This window comes from Sphingomonas sp., from assembly GCF_035555815.1.
Lineage (GTDB): Bacteria > Pseudomonadota > Alphaproteobacteria > Sphingomonadales > Sphingomonadaceae > Sphingomonas.
In genome coordinates this window covers 1-16,333 of the sequence record NZ_DATMGG010000234.1, presented here as the reverse complement: position 1 = coordinate 16,333, position 16,333 = coordinate 1, and the positions used below count along the sequence as shown (strand labels likewise).

The 16,333-nt window shown below is 67.9% G+C and carries 14 protein-coding genes and 2 pseudogenes; 6 read left to right on the top strand and 10 right to left on the bottom strand.

The annotated features are described in order from the left end of the window. The 5 genes and pseudogenes from VNR91_RS13520 to VNR91_RS13500 all read left to right on the top strand — a co-directional run. Nucleotides 1–231, top strand: a pseudogene (locus tag VNR91_RS13520) (LysR family transcriptional regulator); the annotation flags it as partial. A gap of 245 nt (nt 232–476) precedes the next feature. Then, complete coding sequence (locus tag VNR91_RS13515; protein ID WP_325491295.1) at nt 477–3,365, top strand: TonB-dependent receptor plug domain-containing protein; 2,889 nt, start codon at nt 477–479, stop codon at nt 3,363–3,365. Nucleotides 3,366–3,428: 63 nt separating this feature from the next. Then, nucleotides 3,429–4,781: a serine hydrolase domain-containing protein gene (locus tag VNR91_RS13510; protein ID WP_325491294.1), complete on the top strand. Its 1,353-nt coding sequence runs from the start codon at nt 3,429–3,431 to the stop codon at nt 4,779–4,781. Beyond that, entirely contained in the window at nt 4,781–6,127 is a 1,347-nt protein-coding gene (locus VNR91_RS13505; protein WP_325491293.1) for an amidohydrolase, read from the top strand. The genes VNR91_RS13510 and VNR91_RS13505 overlap by 1 nt, the downstream gene beginning before the upstream one ends. After that, nucleotides 6,124–7,725, top strand: coding sequence for an N-acyl-D-amino-acid deacylase family protein (locus tag VNR91_RS13500; RefSeq protein WP_414712415.1), 1,602 nt, complete (start codon nt 6,124–6,126; stop codon nt 7,723–7,725). Before VNR91_RS13505 ends, VNR91_RS13500 begins: the two co-directional genes overlap by 4 nt. A gap of 60 nt (nt 7,726–7,785) precedes the next feature. Here VNR91_RS13500 and VNR91_RS13495 read toward each other — a convergent pair whose 3' ends face one another. The 10 genes from VNR91_RS13495 to VNR91_RS13450 all read right to left on the bottom strand — a co-directional run bounded on the left by VNR91_RS13495 (nt 7,786) and on the right by VNR91_RS13450 (nt 15,931). Next, complete coding sequence (locus tag VNR91_RS13495; RefSeq protein WP_325491292.1) at nt 7,786–8,196, bottom strand: biopolymer transporter ExbD; 411 nt, start codon at nt 8,194–8,196, stop codon at nt 7,786–7,788. A gap of 91 nt (nt 8,197–8,287) precedes the next feature. Beyond that, nucleotides 8,288–8,881 carry a YdeI/OmpD-associated family protein gene (locus VNR91_RS13490; protein WP_325491291.1) on the bottom strand — a complete coding sequence of 198 codons (594 nt, stop codon included), beginning with the start codon at nt 8,879–8,881 and terminating at the stop codon, nt 8,288–8,290. Nucleotides 8,882–8,919: 38 nt separating this feature from the next. After that, nucleotides 8,920–9,207 (bottom strand): DNA primase, encoded by a 288-nt coding sequence (locus tag VNR91_RS13485; protein WP_325491290.1) that lies wholly within the window; start codon nt 9,205–9,207, stop codon nt 8,920–8,922. Between the two features lie 58 nt (nt 9,208–9,265). Further along, nucleotides 9,266–10,519 (bottom strand): multidrug effflux MFS transporter, encoded by a 1,254-nt coding sequence (locus VNR91_RS13480; protein WP_325491289.1) that lies wholly within the window; start codon nt 10,517–10,519, stop codon nt 9,266–9,268. 298 nt (nt 10,520–10,817) lie between these two features. Continuing rightward, nucleotides 10,818–12,332, bottom strand: coding sequence for an RNA polymerase factor sigma-54 (rpoN, locus tag VNR91_RS13475; protein WP_325491288.1), 1,515 nt, complete (start codon nt 12,330–12,332; stop codon nt 10,818–10,820). A 37-nt stretch (nt 12,333–12,369) separates the two neighbouring features. Then, on the bottom strand, nt 12,370–13,152 hold the full coding sequence (lptB, locus tag VNR91_RS13470) for an LPS export ABC transporter ATP-binding protein (RefSeq protein ID WP_325491287.1): 783 nt from the start codon (nt 13,150–13,152) through the stop codon (nt 12,370–12,372). Nucleotides 13,153–13,273: 121 nt separating this feature from the next. Further along, nucleotides 13,274–13,822: an LptA/OstA family protein gene (locus VNR91_RS13465; RefSeq protein ID WP_325491286.1), complete on the bottom strand. Its 549-nt coding sequence runs from the start codon at nt 13,820–13,822 to the stop codon at nt 13,274–13,276. After that, on the bottom strand, nt 13,819–14,457 hold the full coding sequence (lptC, locus tag VNR91_RS13460) for an LPS export ABC transporter periplasmic protein LptC (protein ID WP_325491285.1): 639 nt from the start codon (nt 14,455–14,457) through the stop codon (nt 13,819–13,821). The genes VNR91_RS13465 and lptC overlap by 4 nt, the downstream gene beginning before the upstream one ends. A gap of 12 nt (nt 14,458–14,469) precedes the next feature. Beyond that, nucleotides 14,470–15,090 (bottom strand): ribonuclease D, encoded by a 621-nt coding sequence (locus VNR91_RS13455; protein WP_325491284.1) that lies wholly within the window; start codon nt 15,088–15,090, stop codon nt 14,470–14,472. 31 nt (nt 15,091–15,121) lie between these two features. Further along, the gene (locus VNR91_RS13450; protein WP_325491283.1) at nt 15,122–15,931 is read right to left on the bottom strand and encodes a TerC family protein; all 810 of its coding nucleotides are present in this window, start codon (nt 15,929–15,931) and stop codon (nt 15,122–15,124) included. Between the two features lie 206 nt (nt 15,932–16,137). On the opposite strand from VNR91_RS13450, the pseudogene VNR91_RS13445 reads away from it, so the two are divergent. After that, a pseudogene (locus VNR91_RS13445) lies at nt 16,138–16,333 on the top strand (cold-shock protein); the annotation flags it as partial.

Sequence of the window (16,333 nt, the reverse complement as noted above, 5' to 3'; positions counted from 1 at the left end):
GTCCACACCTATTATCTCGCCGCGGGCCTCGCGCGGCAGCGCGCCGGGGTGGCGGTGGTCGACATCTTCACCGCGCGCGCGGTCGCCGGGGCCGATCTCGACTATCGCCCGTTCGCCGACAGCCTGAAGTTCGACGTGTTCGGCCTGCATCTGGAGGACCAGCCGCCGTCGAAGGTCGGCCAGCTGTTCCTCGACACCGTCGCCGCCGCGATTCCCCTCCCGGCGACATAACGCGCAGCTATGGCCGCCGCGCGCCGGGCCGATCATGTCCGACGACGCTTTGTCGCGCGGCGTTGCCTTGCTGCATCACCATGCCAAGCCGATCTAACCATTGGTTAATTCCCGCCGGAGCGGCCGCGACCCGCCCGAGCCGATCCCTTCCATAGCCGTCAGCTATGGCCTGCTGAAGCCTTTGTGCTGGATTTGTGACAGCCCCCCCATGGATGGTCCGGCCCAACAAGGTCGGGGGTAACATCATGATCACGCATCCTTTTGCCGGCGCGAAGCAACGCCATTCGCGTCGCGCGCCGCTGCTCGTCGCTACCGCGCTCGCCGGGTTCGCCTGTAGCCAGCCGGCGCTGGCGCAATCGACCGACACCGCATCCGCCCCGGCGCAGGACACCGCCGCGCCGCAGGAGGACATCATCGTCACCGGCTCGCTGGTCCAGCGTTCCGGCTTCACCACGCCGACGCCGGTGACGGTGATCGGCATGGAGGCGATCGAGCGCGTGTCGGCACCGAACATCGCCGACGTCATCAACCAGATGCCGGCGCTGCGCCCGTCGCTGACGCCGACCAGCGCCACCAATGCCGGCGGCAACACACAGACCGCGGGCAACTTCCTCGACCTGCGCGGCCTCGGCTACGCGCGCACGCTCGTGCTGCTCGACGGCCGCCGCTATGTGCCGACCAACCCGACCGGGGCGGTCAGCATCAACACCATCCCGCAATCGGTGATCGACCGGGTCGACATCGTCACCGGCGGCGCCTCGGCCGCCTATGGCGCCGACGCTGTGGCCGGCGTGGTCAACCTGCGCGTCAATTCGAAGCTCGAAGGGCTGAAGAGCACCTATCAGCTCGGCGCGGCGGAAGAAGGCGACTATCGCCAGATCCTCGTCTCGGTCGCGGCCGGCACCAAGATCGGCGAGCGGCTGCACCTGGTCGTCGCCGGCGAATTCTCCGACAACAACGGCATCACCCGCCTGTTCGACCGCAAGTGGAGCGCGAAGGGGCCGGGCCTGCTCGCCAATCCCAACGCCGGCAACGGCGGCCTGGGCACGCCGGAGCAGCCGCGCTTCTTCGTCGTCGACGGCGGCATCCGCAGCAGCAACGCCACCTACGCCGGCGTCATCACCGGCGCGAGCTTCACTCCCGGCAACGGCTCGGCGATCTCGAGCATCGTCAACCTGCCGTCCTACCTCAAGGGCATCCAGTTCTCCGACACCGGCCAGGCGATCCCCTACACCTTCGGTACGCTGGTCTCTTCGGGCTCGATGCTGGGCGGCGATGGCCTGAATGGCGTCGCCGAACAGGTCGGCGCGACGCCGATCACCCGCTACAGCGGCTTCGGGCGGCTGACCTATGAGGTCGGCAACGGCTGGGAAGCCTTCGCCGAATTCTCGTACCACAAGCTCAATTCGGAGCAGGACGGCATCCCGACCGCGTTCCAGAATTCGGTCAAGTCGGACTATGTCTACCTGCCGACCGCGCTGCGCGACCTGATGATCGCCAACAACGTCGCGTCGATCACCATCGGCAAGATCGGCAACGACACCACGCGCGTGCGCAACGTGTTCGACATCGACACGATGCAGGTATCGGCCGGCATCAAGGGCGAGTTCGCCCCCGGCTGGAACTTCGACGCCTATTACGGATACGGCCGCAACTACAGCAAGACGCGCGCCTACAACACGCGGATCACCGCCAATTTCGCCAACGCGATCGACGCGATCGACGATCCGCGTACGCCAGGCGTGGTCGATGCGATCTGCCGCTCGACGCTGACCAACCCCAACAACGGCTGCATTCCGCTCAACATCCTCGGCATCGTCAATCCGGGCGACCCGGCGCTCAACTATGTCCGCGGCATGAGCGAGAACACGAACGACATCCGCCAGAACACCGTCGCGGCGACCGTGCGCGGCGCCCCGTTCTCGACGTGGGCGGGCCCGGTGGCGGTCGCGGTCGGCGGCAGCTATCGCGACCTCGACCTGGTGACCGGCGCCAATGCCGCCGCCCAGTCGACGATGTTCGGCGGCGCGACGCTGCCCTACAGCGGCGAGGTCCACGTCAAGGAGGCGTTCGGCGAAGTGCTGGTGCCGTTGCTGGAGAATTCGGCGATCGGCAAGCGGCTGGAAATCGATGTCGCCGCGCGCCTGACCGACTACAGCACGTCGGGCCAAGTGACGACGTGGAAGGGCGGCGTCGACTATACGCTGACCGATTCGATCCGCCTGCGCGCGACCCGATCGCGCGATATCCGCGCGCCGGGACTGGCCGAGCTGTTCCAGCGTAGCGGCAGTTCCAACCTGAGCGTGACCGATTTCGATCCGCGCTATCTGGGCCAGAGCTATCTGGTCACGTCGCGCACCGCCGGCAATCCCAACCTCAACCCGGAAAAGGCCGACACCTTCACCGGCGGCATCGTGCTCACGCCGACGTTCATCCCGCGGCTGAGCCTGTCGCTCGATTATTACGACATCAACATCAAGAACGCGATCATCCAGATCACGCCGGCCGCGATCGTGCAGCAATGTTTCACGGTCAACACCGCCGCCTGCAACTTCATCACCCGCGACGAGTTCGGCAAGATCACCGAAGTGTTCTCCGGCCCGGTCAACCTCGCCAGCGCGATGACTCGCGGCGTCGACTTCGAAATGGCCTATTCGGTGCCGCTCGGCCCCGACCGGATCACCTTCAACGGGCTGGTCAACTATCTGATCCGTACCGAGCTGAGCGACGGCATCAACATCACCCGTCTCGACGACAGCATGGCGCAGCCGACCGTGGCGGCGCTGGGCGGCAATCCGCGGTGGAAGGCGAACGTCAGCACCAGCTACATCGCCGATGGCTTCCGCCTGAGCGCGACCGGGCGCTATGTCGGCGGCGGCTTCATCGACCGCGCCTACACCGCGAAGGACGTCGACCAGCTGCGCGTGCAGGGCCGCGTCTACTTCGACCTGTCCGGCGAAGTGACGATCTTCCGGCCCAAGGGCGAGGGGAGCAAGGCGGCGCTGTTCGCGGCGGTGCAGAACCTGCTCGACAATGATCCGCCGATCACCGGCGCGGGCGGCTACGGCACCACGCGCGGCCTGTACGACACGATCGGGCGACAGTTCATCGGCGGTCTTCGCTTCAATTTCTGATCGACCGGGCGCCCGGCTTTCGCAAGGAAGCCGGGCGTCGTCCTGAACAAGAGGGAAGATCCCATGATGCATCGTTTCGCATGGTTGCCGCTGCTCGCGCTGACAGCGGCGCCGGCGCAGGCCGATCCGGGCGCGGCGGCGCGGATCAAGGCGGCGCTGGCGGTGCCCGAAGGATCGCCCCAGCCCGGCTGCGCGGTCGGCATCCTGCGCGACGGCAAGCTGACCGAGCGGGTCAACGCCGGTTTCGCCGACGTCGAGGCGCGGCGCCCGATCCAGTCGGACACGCAATTCTACGCGGCATCGGTGTCCAAGCAGTTCACCGCCGTCGCGGTGATGCAGCAGGTGGTGGCGGGCAAAGTCAGGCTCGACGCCGACGTGCGCACCTATGTGCCGGACATGCCGCGCTATCCGCAGCCGGTCACCGTCCAGATGCTGCTCAACATGACCGGCGGCGTGCGCGATTCGCTCTCGCTGCTCGGGCTCGACGGCTATGACAGCCTCTCCGGCGCCGACCGGGCGCTGGGCCTGGCCGCGGTCTATCGCCAGCCCGACACCAAGTTCGTGCCCGGCAGCCGCTATGACTATACCAACGGCGGCTATCTGCTGCTGTCCGAGATCGTCGAGCGAGTCACCGGGACGAAGTTCGAGGACTACGTCAACCAAAGGGTGCTGAAGCCGCTGGGCATGACCCGCAGCTTCGTGATGCTCGGCAGCCGCACCACCGACGCCAATTTCGCCAAGGGCTATGTCGCTAAGGACGGCAAGATCGACGACGCCGACGACTATCCGCTGTTCGGCGGATCGGGCGGGCTGATCACCACGATCGAGGACCTCGCCAAATGGGGCTATGACATCGACACCGGGCACAAGATCTGGACGCCGGAGATCACCCGGCTGATGACCACGCCGGGCAAGTTCAACGACGGCACGCCTGCGCTGCGCGGCGGCTGGGGCACCGTCTATGCTAGCGCGCTGTGGGTCGGGCCGCACTGGTTTCACCACACCGGCGGCGCCGGCGGGTTCAAGACGCTGTTCGGCTACAACAAGGACAAGAGGCTCGGCGTCGCCCTGCTGTGCAACAACGGCGACTATGATCCGCTGCCCAAGGCCGACGCGGTGATCGCGGCGCTGAACGAGGGGTTGCCGCCGGTCAGCGAGCCGGTGGTGCCGCCGTCGGCGTTGAGCGGCCGCTACAAGGCGGCGAACGTCGTCAGCACCTATCTGGTCGACTGGCGCGCCGACGGCGTGACGCTGACCGCGCAGCGTCCCGACGGCGCAAAGGGCAAGCCGATGACCTTCACCGGCAGTGAAGGCCAGTTCCGCTCGGGGCCAAACCGGCTGATCCCCGACGATAACGGCGCCGGCTTCACGCTGGAGATCCCGCGCGTGACTCTCCATTTCGACAAGGTGCAGTGATGCGCGGCGGCTGGATCGCGGCGGCGCTTGCCGCGTCGGTGGCGGCGGTGCCGGCGCTCGCCGATCCGCTCGATGATGCGGTGCGGCGCGACCTGCCGTCGCTGATGACGATCTACCGCGATCTCCACACCCACCCGGAACTGAGCTTCCAGGAGGTCCGCTCGGCCGGCGTGCTGGCGGCGGAAGCGCGCAAGGCCGGGTTCGAGGTGACCGAAAAAATCGGCCGCACCGGCGTGGTCGCGGTGCTGCGCAACGGCCCCGGCCCGGTGGTGCTGCTGCGCGCCGACATGGACGCGCTGCCGGTGGCGGAGGCGACCGGCCTGCCCTTTGCCAGCCAGGCGCGCGGCAAGCTGCCCAACGGCGACGAGACGCCGGTGATGCACGCCTGCGGCCACGACACCCACATGACGACGTGGATCGCCACCGCGCGGCGGATGGCGGCGATGAAGGATCGCTGGTCGGGCACGCTGGTGATGATCGCGCAGCCGGCGGAAGAGATCGGCGCGGGCGCGCGCGCGATGCTGGCCGACGGGCTCTACACCCGCTTTCCCAAGCCCGACGTCGCCATCGCCTTCCACGATTCGCCGTCGCTGCCCGCCGGCACGATCGGCTATGGCGAGGGCTACACCATGGCCAGCGTCGATTCGGTCGACATCGTGGTCAAGGGCAAGGGCGGGCACGGCGCCTATCCGCACCTGGCCAAGGATCCGATCGTGATCGCGGCGCGGATCGTCGGCGCGTTGCAGACGCTCGTCTCACGCGAAACCGATCCGCAGGACAGCGCGGTGGTGACCGTCGGCAGTTTCCACGGCGGGACCAAGCACAACATCATTCCCGATGACGCCCGGCTGCAGCTCACCGTGCGCAGCTTCACGCCAGAGGTTCGCCAGCGGCTGCTCGACGGGATCGCTCGCGTCGCGCGGGGCGAGGCGATCGCCGCGGGCATTCCCGACGATCGGCTGCCGACGGTGACGATCAGCCAGGACGACCGCATCAACGCCGAATTCAACACCCAGCCGCTGAGCGACACCATCGCCGCGGCCTTCACCGAACGCTTCGGCGCCGATCGGGTGACACGGATCCGCCCACAGATGGGCGGCGAGGATTTCTCCGAATATTGGCTGGCCGATCAAAAGGGCGTGCAGAGCTTCCTGTTCTGGGTCGGCGGCGTGCCCGCCGACAAGTGGCAGGCGGCCGGCGGCGACGTGACCAAACTGCCGTCGCTGCACAGCCCGTTGTGGGCGCCCGACGCCGAACGGGTGATCGAGACCGCCACGGTTGCGATGACCACCGCCGCGCTCAGGATGATGCCCCGATCGTGGCTTCGCCGAAAGGACCTGCCGTGACCGCCACCGCCCCCCGTTCGATCGCCGCGCTGCTGGCGGCGCTGTGCTGCACCGCCGCCACGCTGCCGCCCGCCCCCGCGAGCGAGTCCGTCGACACGGTGATCAAGGGGGGCACCATCTATACCGGCGGCGAAGACGCACCGTTCGTCGGGGACGTCGCGATCAAGGGCGACCGCATCGTCTATGTCGGACCGGCCAAGGCCATCGCGGCGACCAACACCATCGACGCGCGCGGCCTGGCGGTGTCGCCGGGCTTCATTGACGCGCATACCCATCCCGACACCTTCATCCGCTCGGACGATCCGGCGACGCGGGTCAACGCCGCCTGGCTGCGGCAGGGCGCCTCGACGGTGATGATCGGCGTCGATGGCTATGGCACGCCTGACGTCGCCGACGACGTCGGCAAGCTGGTCGCGTCGGGCATCGGCACCAACGTCGCGCCGTTCGTCGGCTTTGGCCCGATCCGCCAGCGCGTGCTCGGCAACGACGATCGCGCGCCGACGGACGCAGAACTCGCGGCGATGAAGGCGCTGGTGAAAAAGGGGATGTGCGAGGGCGCGCTCGGCTTTTCGACCGGGCTGTTCTACGCGCCGCAGAGCTTTGCCAAGACCGAGGAAGTGATCGCTCTGGCGCGGGAGGCGGCGGTGCGCGGCGGGATGTACGACAGCCACCAGCGCGACGAATCCTCCTATACCATCGGATTGCTGGGGTCGGTGCGCGAGGGGATCCGCATCGGCCGCGAGGCCGGGATGCCGGTCCATTTCGCGCATATCAAGGCGCTGGGCGTCGACGTCCACGGCCAGGCCGGAGAGGTGATCGCCGAGATCGAGCGTGCGCGCGCGGACGGCCAGGATGTAACGGCGGATCAATATCCGTGGCTCGCCTCGGGCTCCGGGCTGGAAGCCTCGCTGCTGCCGCGCTGGTCGCTCGACGGCGGCACCGCCAAGATGCTCGCCCGGTTCGACGAACCCGCCCAGCTCGCGAAGATCAAGGTCGAGATGCGCGAGAACCTGCGCCGGCGCGGCGGGGCGCAGGCGCTGCTGCTGATCGGGCAGGGCTGGCCGTGGACCGCCAAAACGCTCGAACAGATGGCCACCGCGTGGAAGGTCGACGCGATCGACGCCGCGCTGCGCATCATCCGCGAAAGCACCGGCAAGCGCGGCACCAGCGTCGCCTCGTTCAACATGGCCGAACCCGACGTGGAGGCGTTCATGAAGCAGCCGTGGGTGGTGACCAGTTCCGACGGATCGGACGGCCACCCGCGCATGTTCGCGACCTTCCCCGAAAAATACGCCAAATATGTCCGCGACAAGCCGGTGATCAGTTTCGCCACCTTCATCCGCCAGTCGACCGGCCGTACCGCCGACATCTACAAGCTCGATCGGCGCGGCTATCTGAAGACCGGCTATTTCGCCGACGTGCTGGTGCTCGATCCCAAGACCTATGCGCCCAAGGCCGATTACGTCCACCCCCGCGAACTGAGCGTCGGGGTCAAGGCGCTGTTTGTCAACGGCCAGCTCGCGGTGCGCGACAGCGAAACCACCGGCACGCGGGCCGGGCGCGGGCTGCTCCGCCCGACGCCGGGGCAATGTTCCTGAACCGCGGGTCCGCGCCGCGCCGGGTGCACGGCGCGGCGCCACAGGGCGATGGGGCTGCGGCTATTCGGTCAGCGGCCCGTCGCCGATGAAGCCCAGCCGCTGGACGTTGGCGCGCTTCACCTCGGCAAGGATCTGGTCGAACCTTTCGTAGCGCGCGTCGGGGTCGGTGCGCATGTGCAGCACCGGCTTGTCCTCATTGCCGATCATGCCGGCCAGCAGCGGCTTCAGTTCGGCATCGCCGATGGTGCGGCCATCCCACGCCAGCGCGCCCGACCGCGCGATCTCCAGCCGGTGCGGCGCGGCGGACGGCGCGTCGCGCGGCCCCGGCTGGGGCAGATCGATCGCCACCTTGTGGGTCATCGTCGGGATGGTCAGGATCAGCATCACCAACAGCACCAGCATGACGTCGATCATCGGCGTGATGTTGATGTCCGACATCGGTTCGGTTTCGCGGCGGGCAATGGCGGCCATGGCAATCCTCCTCCGTGGTGCGATATGATGTAACGTCACTCATCACGGGACGACTTGTCAAGTGCGGCCTCGGCGCGGATCGAGCCGCGGCTCAACCCTTCTCGTATTTCCAGTTGATCCGCTTGCCCTCACGCAATTGCGCGATGGTCTGGGCAACGCGCCTGTCGCGGGTGTCGGGGCGTTTCGCGTCGGCCACCCAGTCGCAATATTCGCGGCGGCAGCCGGGGGGAAAGGCGGTCCAGGCAGCGGTCGCCAGCGCGTCATCCGCCAGCGCCTGCGCCAGCGCATCGGGTACCGACGCTTCCGGCTTGGGCGCGCGCGGGGCGCGGCCGGTCGAGGCACCGCTGTCGATCACCGCGACGGCGCGCGCGATCTCCGCCTCCAGCGCGGCGGCAGCGGGCAGGTCGGCCAGCGACTCGATCCGGCCATATTGCCCCATCGCTTCGCCCTCATGCCCGGTCGCCATCGCCGCGCGATCCCAGAAGCCGAAGCTGACATGCGCCTTGAACGCCGCCATGTTGGCGAGCGGCCGTCCCTGGTGGGTGAAGAACGGCATCCCCCATTTGATCGTTTCGACGACCGTGGGGCAGGCGGCGTGGACCCGCGCGCGCAGCCACGCCAGCACCGGGCGGGCGAAATCGGCCTGGGCAGCCAGGTAGCGGTCGATGCGGGGATCCGTGCCCATCGCGGCAGGATGGCCCCGCGCCGACGACGCGGTCAAGGCTACAGCGCGATCGCGCCGCTATCGTCGGGATCGTCGTCGAGGTCGGCGGCGGCGAGGCCATGCTCCACCCCGGTCTCGTCCAGTTCCATCGGAAGATCGTCGAGGTCATCGCCGTCGTCCAGCGCATCGCCGCCCAGATCGGGGGCGAGGTCGATCTGGATCGTGCCGTCGCTCGGCCCGTCGCGCGTCGCCTCGAGGATTTCCGCACGCTGGCTTTCGTCAAAGCCGTCCTCGTCGAAGCCGTCGTCGTTGGGGCCTTGTTCGGGAATCTGGTAGCCGCCCATCATCGTCACTCCATTTCCGAGTCGCTGCTGACCCAACGGTGATCCCGGCGCGGCGTTCCGTCTAGCGTTGTTCGACCGCCGGGGGATGAACCGCGCGGAACAGGCGACCGCGCTCGGTGATCGCGACGGCGGCCAGCGCCGCCAGCCCGGCAACGACGAAGCCGGTGTAGAGCGGCACCGTCGATCCGTCGAACGCCTGGCCGATCACCGCGCCGATCACCGCCCCGCCCAGCACCGCGACGAACCCCTGGAAGCTCGACGCTGTACCGGCCAGATCGCCCATGTTCTCCATCGCCATCGCCGAGAAATTGGCGCCGGCCAGCGAGAAGCACATCATCATCAGCCCCTGCACGATCGCGAAGCTGGCCAGCGTCTCATGCCCCGACAGCGCGAAGATCAGGTGGATCGCGGCGAACAGGATGAAGCCGCACAGTGCGCTGTGCGAGATCAGCCGGGTGCCCAGCCGCATCACGATCCGCGAGTTGAGGAACGACGCGATCGCCATCGGCCCGGCGACGCAGGCGAAGATCACGGTGAGCAGATCGGGCCGGCCGAACACGTCGGCGACCACCTGCTGGACCGATCCGACGAACCCGAACAGCGCGCCCTGCAACGCGGTGGCGGCCAGCGTGTAGCCCACGGCCGGCCGATCGGCGAGGACGCGGGCATAGCCGGCACGAAGCTCGCCGAGCCGCAGCGAGCGGCGTTCGGCGACCGGCAGCGTTTCGGGCATCCGCAGCATGAACCACAGCAGCACCGCCAGCGCGGCCAACGCGATGACGCCGAAGATCCAGCGCCAGTCGGCGACCAGCAGCACCGCCGCGCCGACCGTCGGCGCCAGCACCGGCGCGGCCATGAAGATGATGAACGCCAGGCTCATCACCCGCGCCATCGCGCGCCCTTCGAAACAGTCGCGCACCAGCGCCACCGTCACCGCGCGTACCCCCGCCACCATCGCCCCGCCAAACACACGCGCGACCAGCAGCAGGGCGAAGCTGCCGGAAATCGCGGCGAGCAGGTTGGCGACGATGTAGCCGACCAGCGCGATCACCAGCACCGGACGGCGGCCGAAGCGATCGGCGAGCGGCCCATAGACCAGCATCGCCGCGCCGAACCCGATCAGGAAGGCGGAGATGATGAACTGGCGATGGTTCGCCGAATCGATGTCGAGACTGTCGCCGATCGCGGGCAGTGCCGGCAGCATCGAATCGATGCCCAGCGCATTCAGCATCATCATCGCCGCGATCATCGCGACGAATTCGACGAAGCCGATCGGGGCGCGGTTTTCGCTGCGGCGGTAGTGCTGCTCGGTCATGTTGCGCCGCACCTAGAGCATCTCCCGAAAATATTGAATCGAGATTTGCTCCAGGATTCCCTCGTTTGCCCATTCTCCGAATCGTCAGCTGTACGCACCTGATCCCAAAATGCTCCGGCCGGATGCGGCGCAAAGGTCATCCCATCGCTCCCCTATCGCGTCGAGCACGGCGGGACGATCGAGCTTCGCAAGGAAGCGACGGGCGAGAAGGGCTATTGCATCTCCCCGACGGCCGGGCCGTCGGGGGATGGGCGTTCTTTCGCGGCAGGGAAAACGACCGTGCGCCCGCCCGGCCGGATCAGGCCCCCTCCAGCGCGCGCTGGCGGCGGCGCTGGACCGAGCTGCCGATACCCATCGCCTCACGATATTTGGCGACGGTGCGCCGGGCGATGTCGAAACCCCTGGCGTTGAGCAGGTCGACCAGCGTGTCGTCGGACAGGATCGCCCTGGCGTCCTCGGCCTGGATCAGCGCGCGGATCGCCGACTTGACCGCCTCCGCCGACACCGCTTCGCCGCCGTCGGCCGACTGGATCGCGCTGGTGAAGAAATATTTCAGCTCGAACAGCCCGCGCGCGCAGCTCAGATATTTGTTCGACGTGACGCGGCTGACGGTCGATTCGTGCATCTCGATCGCGTCGGCGACCTGGCGCAGCGTCAGCGGGCGCAGATGGGCGACGCCGTGGCGAAAGAATCCCTCCTGCTGCTTCACGATCTCGGTCGCGACCTTGATGATCGTGCGCTGGCGCTGGTCGAGCGCCTTGACCAGCCAGTTGGCGCTGGCGAGGCAATCCGACAGCCAGCTCTTCGACGCCTTGTCGCCGTGGACGCCCGACAGTTCGGCATAATAGCTCTTGTTGACCAGCACGCGCGGCAGCGTCGCCGCATTGATCTCGATCGCCCAGCCACCGCCGCGCGCGGCGACGAACACGTCGGGCACCACCGACGGCACCGGATCGCCGCCATAGCGGCAGCCGGGCTTGGGATCATAGCCGCGCAGTTCGCGGATCATGTCCGCCATATCCTCATCATCGACCTGGCAGATCCGTTTCAGCCGGGCGAGGTCGCCGCGCGCGAGCAGATCGAGGTTGTCGATCAGCGCCGCCATGCAAGGGTCGTAGCGGTCCGCCTCCTTCGCCTGGAGCGCGAGGCATTCGGCGAGGTTGCGCGCCCCCACGCCGGTGGGGTCGAAGGTCTGGACGCTGGCCAGCACCGCCTCGACCCGCGCCAGCGCCACCCCCAGCCGGTTGGCGATATCGAGCAGGGGCGCGGTGAGGTATCCGGCCTCGTCGATCTGGTCGATCAAATGGGTGGCGACGAACAGGTCGGCCGGGTCGAACGTCGCGCCGGCCTGCCCCAGCAGGTGATCGTGGAGGTTGGTGTCGGGATTGCCGAAACTGTCGAAGTCCGGCCCATCCTCCGATCCGCCGCCGGCGGTGCCGCCCATCCCCAGCCCGCCGTCGAGCCCGCCGTTCGCGCCGGCGATCGAATCGGTCGGGCCATCATGATGGAAGGATTCGGTCGCCAGATCGACGTCGAGCGCGGCCTCGCCCGTGCTCTCCCCGCCCGCCAGCAGTTCGTCGGCGGACGCCGGCTCGCCGCGGTCGAGGGGCGGTTCGGGATCGCCTACCGGCTCGATATCCGCCCCCGGCTCCGCACCGCCCGCCTCGAGCAGCGGGTTCTTCTCGATCTCCTCGGCGATATAGCCCTCGATCTCGAGGTTCGACAGCGCGAGCAGGCGGATCGCCTGCTGCAGCTGCGGCGTCATCACCAGCGATTGCGACTGGCGGAGATCGAGGCGGGGGGCGAGACTCACGGCTCAGCCCCGGCCGGGGTGAGGAGCGCGCGCATGGCTAGAGCGAGAAGCCCTCACCCAGATAGAGCCGGCGGACGTTGGCGTCGGCGACCAGTTCGGCGGGCGATCCGGCGAACAGCACGCGGCCGTCGTAGATGATATAGGCGCGGTCGACGATCTCCAGCGTCTCGCGGACGTTGTGGTCGGTGATCAGCACGCCGATGCCGCGTGTCTTCAGCGCCTTCACCAGATCGCGGATATCGGCGATCGAGATCGGGTCGATGCCGGCGAACGGTTCGTCGAGCAGCATGATCGACGGATCGGCCGCCAGCGCGCGGGCGATCTCGGCGCGACGCCGCTCGCCACCCGACAGCGCCATCGCCGGCGCGTCGCGCAGCCGGGTCAGCCCGAATTCGTCGAGCAGCGTGTCGAGCCGGGCCTGCCGCGCGGCTTTGTCCGGTTCGGACAGCTCCAGCACGGCGAGGATGTTCTTTTCGACCGACAGCCCGCGAAAGATCGAGGTTTCCTGCGGCAGATAGCCCAGGCCGAGGATCGAGCGGCGGTACATCGGCAATCCCGTGATGTCGTCGCCGTCGAGCAGGATGCGGCCCGAATCGGGCTTCACCAGCCCCATCACCGAATAGAAGCAGGTCGTCTTGCCCGCGCCGTTGGGGCCGAGCAGCCCGATCACCTCGCCATGCCCAACCGTCAGCGACACGTCGGACAGCACGACGCGCTTGTCATAGGCCTTGGCGATCGAGATCACCGAGAGGCCGTCGGCGACCTGGCCGGGCACCGGCGCATCCGCGGCCGGGCGATCGAGGGTGGCAATGTCGTTCATGGCAGTTCCCGTTCGCGCGACATGGTAACCGGCACGCCGCGAGGCAAGCGTTTGGCAGGATTCCTGCATGACCTTTTGCCGCAGGAGCGCGCGCCGGGAAAGCGGAATCGCGGCGAAGCGGTTATTCGGAGCGTTTCGGCACGGTGAACCGGCCGGTGACTCGCCCGCCCGACCGGACGACGCTGCCGTCGGGCGCCTTGACCTGGCTGGCGGTGCCGGTGCCATCCATCACCGCGCGGCCGCTGTCGAGGTTGATGACCAGCCGCCCGCCGTTCAGCGTATTGCCCCCCTGCGCCAGCGTGACGCCACCCAGCATGGTGATCTGCCGCTTGCCCAGGTCATAGACCGCATATTGCGATTTCGCGCGCTGATCGGGGCGGTTGATCGTCACGCCGCCGGACGCGTCGATTCGCGATGCCTGGGGGGCGCCGCTGGCGACCTGCCCGGTATAGGCGATGGTGACGCGGCTCGCGTTGAGCGTCATTTCGGCCTGGCGCACGCTGACCCCGCCCGACAGGATGGCGCGGTTCGCCTTGTCCTGCAGTTCCATATAGCCCGCGTCGAAATCGAGCGGTGCCGACGAATCGTGGCGGGTCTGGCCGGTCGCCGCGCCGGCGAGCGCGATCAGCGGCAGCAGGATGAGGGGACGGATGCGGGTCACGGCGCTCATTTCGCGCGCCTTGGCACGATCCGCAAGCGCGCATTGCCCTTCAGCGCGACGGTGCGCGCTTCCAGATCGGCCATCAACTGGTCGCCGCTGAAGGTGCCGAGCGGGGTCGAGCCGCTCACCGCCCCGGCGCTGGCCAGCCGGCGCGTCTTGAGATCGACGGTGGCGTCGCGGGTGCCGAGGACATAGCCGTTGGCGGCGGTGAAGCGAATCGGGCCGTCGATCGCCACCTGTTCCTTCGACATGTCGTAGCGGCCGCGATCGGCGGTGAGCTGCGCCGGGCCGTCCTGCAGGTCGATCGACGCGGCGAGATCGCTGAGCTGGACGATCGGTTCGGCCAGGCTCTTCTGCACCGCCTGCCCCGCGGTCAGCGCGAACGGGCGCCCCTTCGAATCCTCGCCGCGATAGCGCGCGGTCTGGATCTTCAGCCGTTCACTGGCGACGGCGACCTTGTTCTTGTCGAGCACGAAGCTGACGTCGCCGCCGGTGAACATCGGCGCCAGTACCAGAAACGCGCCAAGGATACCGATCCCCATCGGCAGCACGATCTGGAGCACCGCGATCATCCGGTCGTGGGCGCTGCCCGGCGCCGCCCATCGCTGGTTCCGCGACCGGCTGCTGCGGGCGATGTCCGACACCGACCGCCTCCCTCAGATATGCGCGAAGATATCGATCTCGGGCCAACCGGCCAGATCGAGCGCCGCGCGGTGCGGCAGGAAGTCGAAGCACGCCTGCGCCAGCGCGGTGCGCCCCTCGCGCGCCAGCCGGCGGTCAAGCTCGACCTTCATCGCGTGGAGATAGCGCACGTCGGACGCGGCATAGTCGCGCTGGGCGTCCGACAGTTCGGGGCCACCCCAGTCCGACGATTGCTGCGCCTTGGAGATTTCCTGCCCGATCAGGTCGCGCAACAGGTCCTTGAGGCCGTGGCGGTCGGTATAGGTCCGCACCAGCCGCGACGCGATCTTGGTGCAATAGACCGGCGCGGCGGTCACCCCCAGATAATGCTGGATCGCGGCGAGATCGAATCGCCCGAAATGATAGAGTTTCAGCCGCGCCGGATCGGCCAGCACCGCCTTCAGATTGGGCGCGGCATAATCGCTGCCCGGATTGAAGCGGACCAGATGCTCGTCGGGGCCGCCGTCGGACAGCTGGACCACGCACAGCCGGTCGCGCGGGGTGATCAGCCCCATCGTCTCGGTATCGACGGCGATGCTGGCGCCGGGGGCGAACACGCCGGCGGGCAGGTCTTCCTCATGGAAATGGACGGTCATCGCAGCGCCCTAGCCGGGTGCGGCCAAAGCCTCAATGGGGATCGGCCGACGACGGGCCCGATCCGCGGCGCTTGCGCGCGACGATGTTGAGCACCTCGACCCCCGCCGAAAACGCCATCGCGGTGTAGATATAGCCCTTGGGCACGTGCACGCCGAAACCGTCGGCGATCAGTACCGCGCCGATCATCAGCAGGAAACCCAGCGCCAGCATCACCACCGTCGGGTTGCGATTGATGAAATTGGCGAGCGGGTCGGCGGCGAACAGCATCACCCCGACCGCGATGATCACCGCCGTGACCATGATCGGCAGATGATCGGTCATGCCCACCGCGGTGAGGATCGAATCGATCGAGAACACCATGTCGAGCAGCAGGATCTGGACGATCGCCGATCCGAAGCTGAGCGCCACTTTTCCCGGCGCGCCGCCACCCTCGCCCGATTCGCCACCCGATTCGTGCTGACCGACATTGTGGTGGATCTCGGTGGTCGCCTTCCACACCAGGAACAGGCCACCCGCGATCAGGATCAGGTCGCGCCACGAGAAGGCGGTCTCGAAGCTCGGTTCGCCGTGCGGCCCCGGCGCCCCGGTCAGGCCCAGGTCGAACACCGGCGTGACCAGTCCGGCGATCCACGCGATCGCCGACAGCAGCGCCAGCCGCAGCACGAGCGCAAGCGCGATTCCGAGCCGCCGCGCACGCTGGCGCTGGTGCTCGGGCAGCTTGTTCGACAGGATCGAGATGAAGATGAGGTTGTCGATGCCCAGCACCACCTCCATCACCACCAGCGTGATCAGCGCCGCCCAGGCGGCGGGGTCGGACAACAGGGCGATTATGGGGGTCATCGGCCACTTCTGTGCCGAAGCGGCCACAGGATGGCAAGGATCGCGACCCATCCTGCCACGATTGCGACAAAATCATTCGCAGCGCCTTGCCATTTAGGCTATGAGTGATTCCGTGGCGCGCCTTTTTGCGCCCGAGGACCTGCGTCATTCGTCCGGCGCGACGGTTTTTAGGGTTGATCGGACGAAGCGGGAAGACAAACAGGGTCATGAGTTTTGATCGAGGGCGCCGCGGCGATCGCGGCGGGCGCGGCAGAGACAAGCGCGACGGTTTCGGCGACGAAAGTTACGGCGGCTACAGCGGTGGTGATCGTGGCGGTTTCGGCGGCGGCGATCGCTTTGGCGGTGGTGGCGGCTTTGGCGGCGGCGGCGATCGCTTCGGCGGTGGTGGCGGTGGCTTCGGCG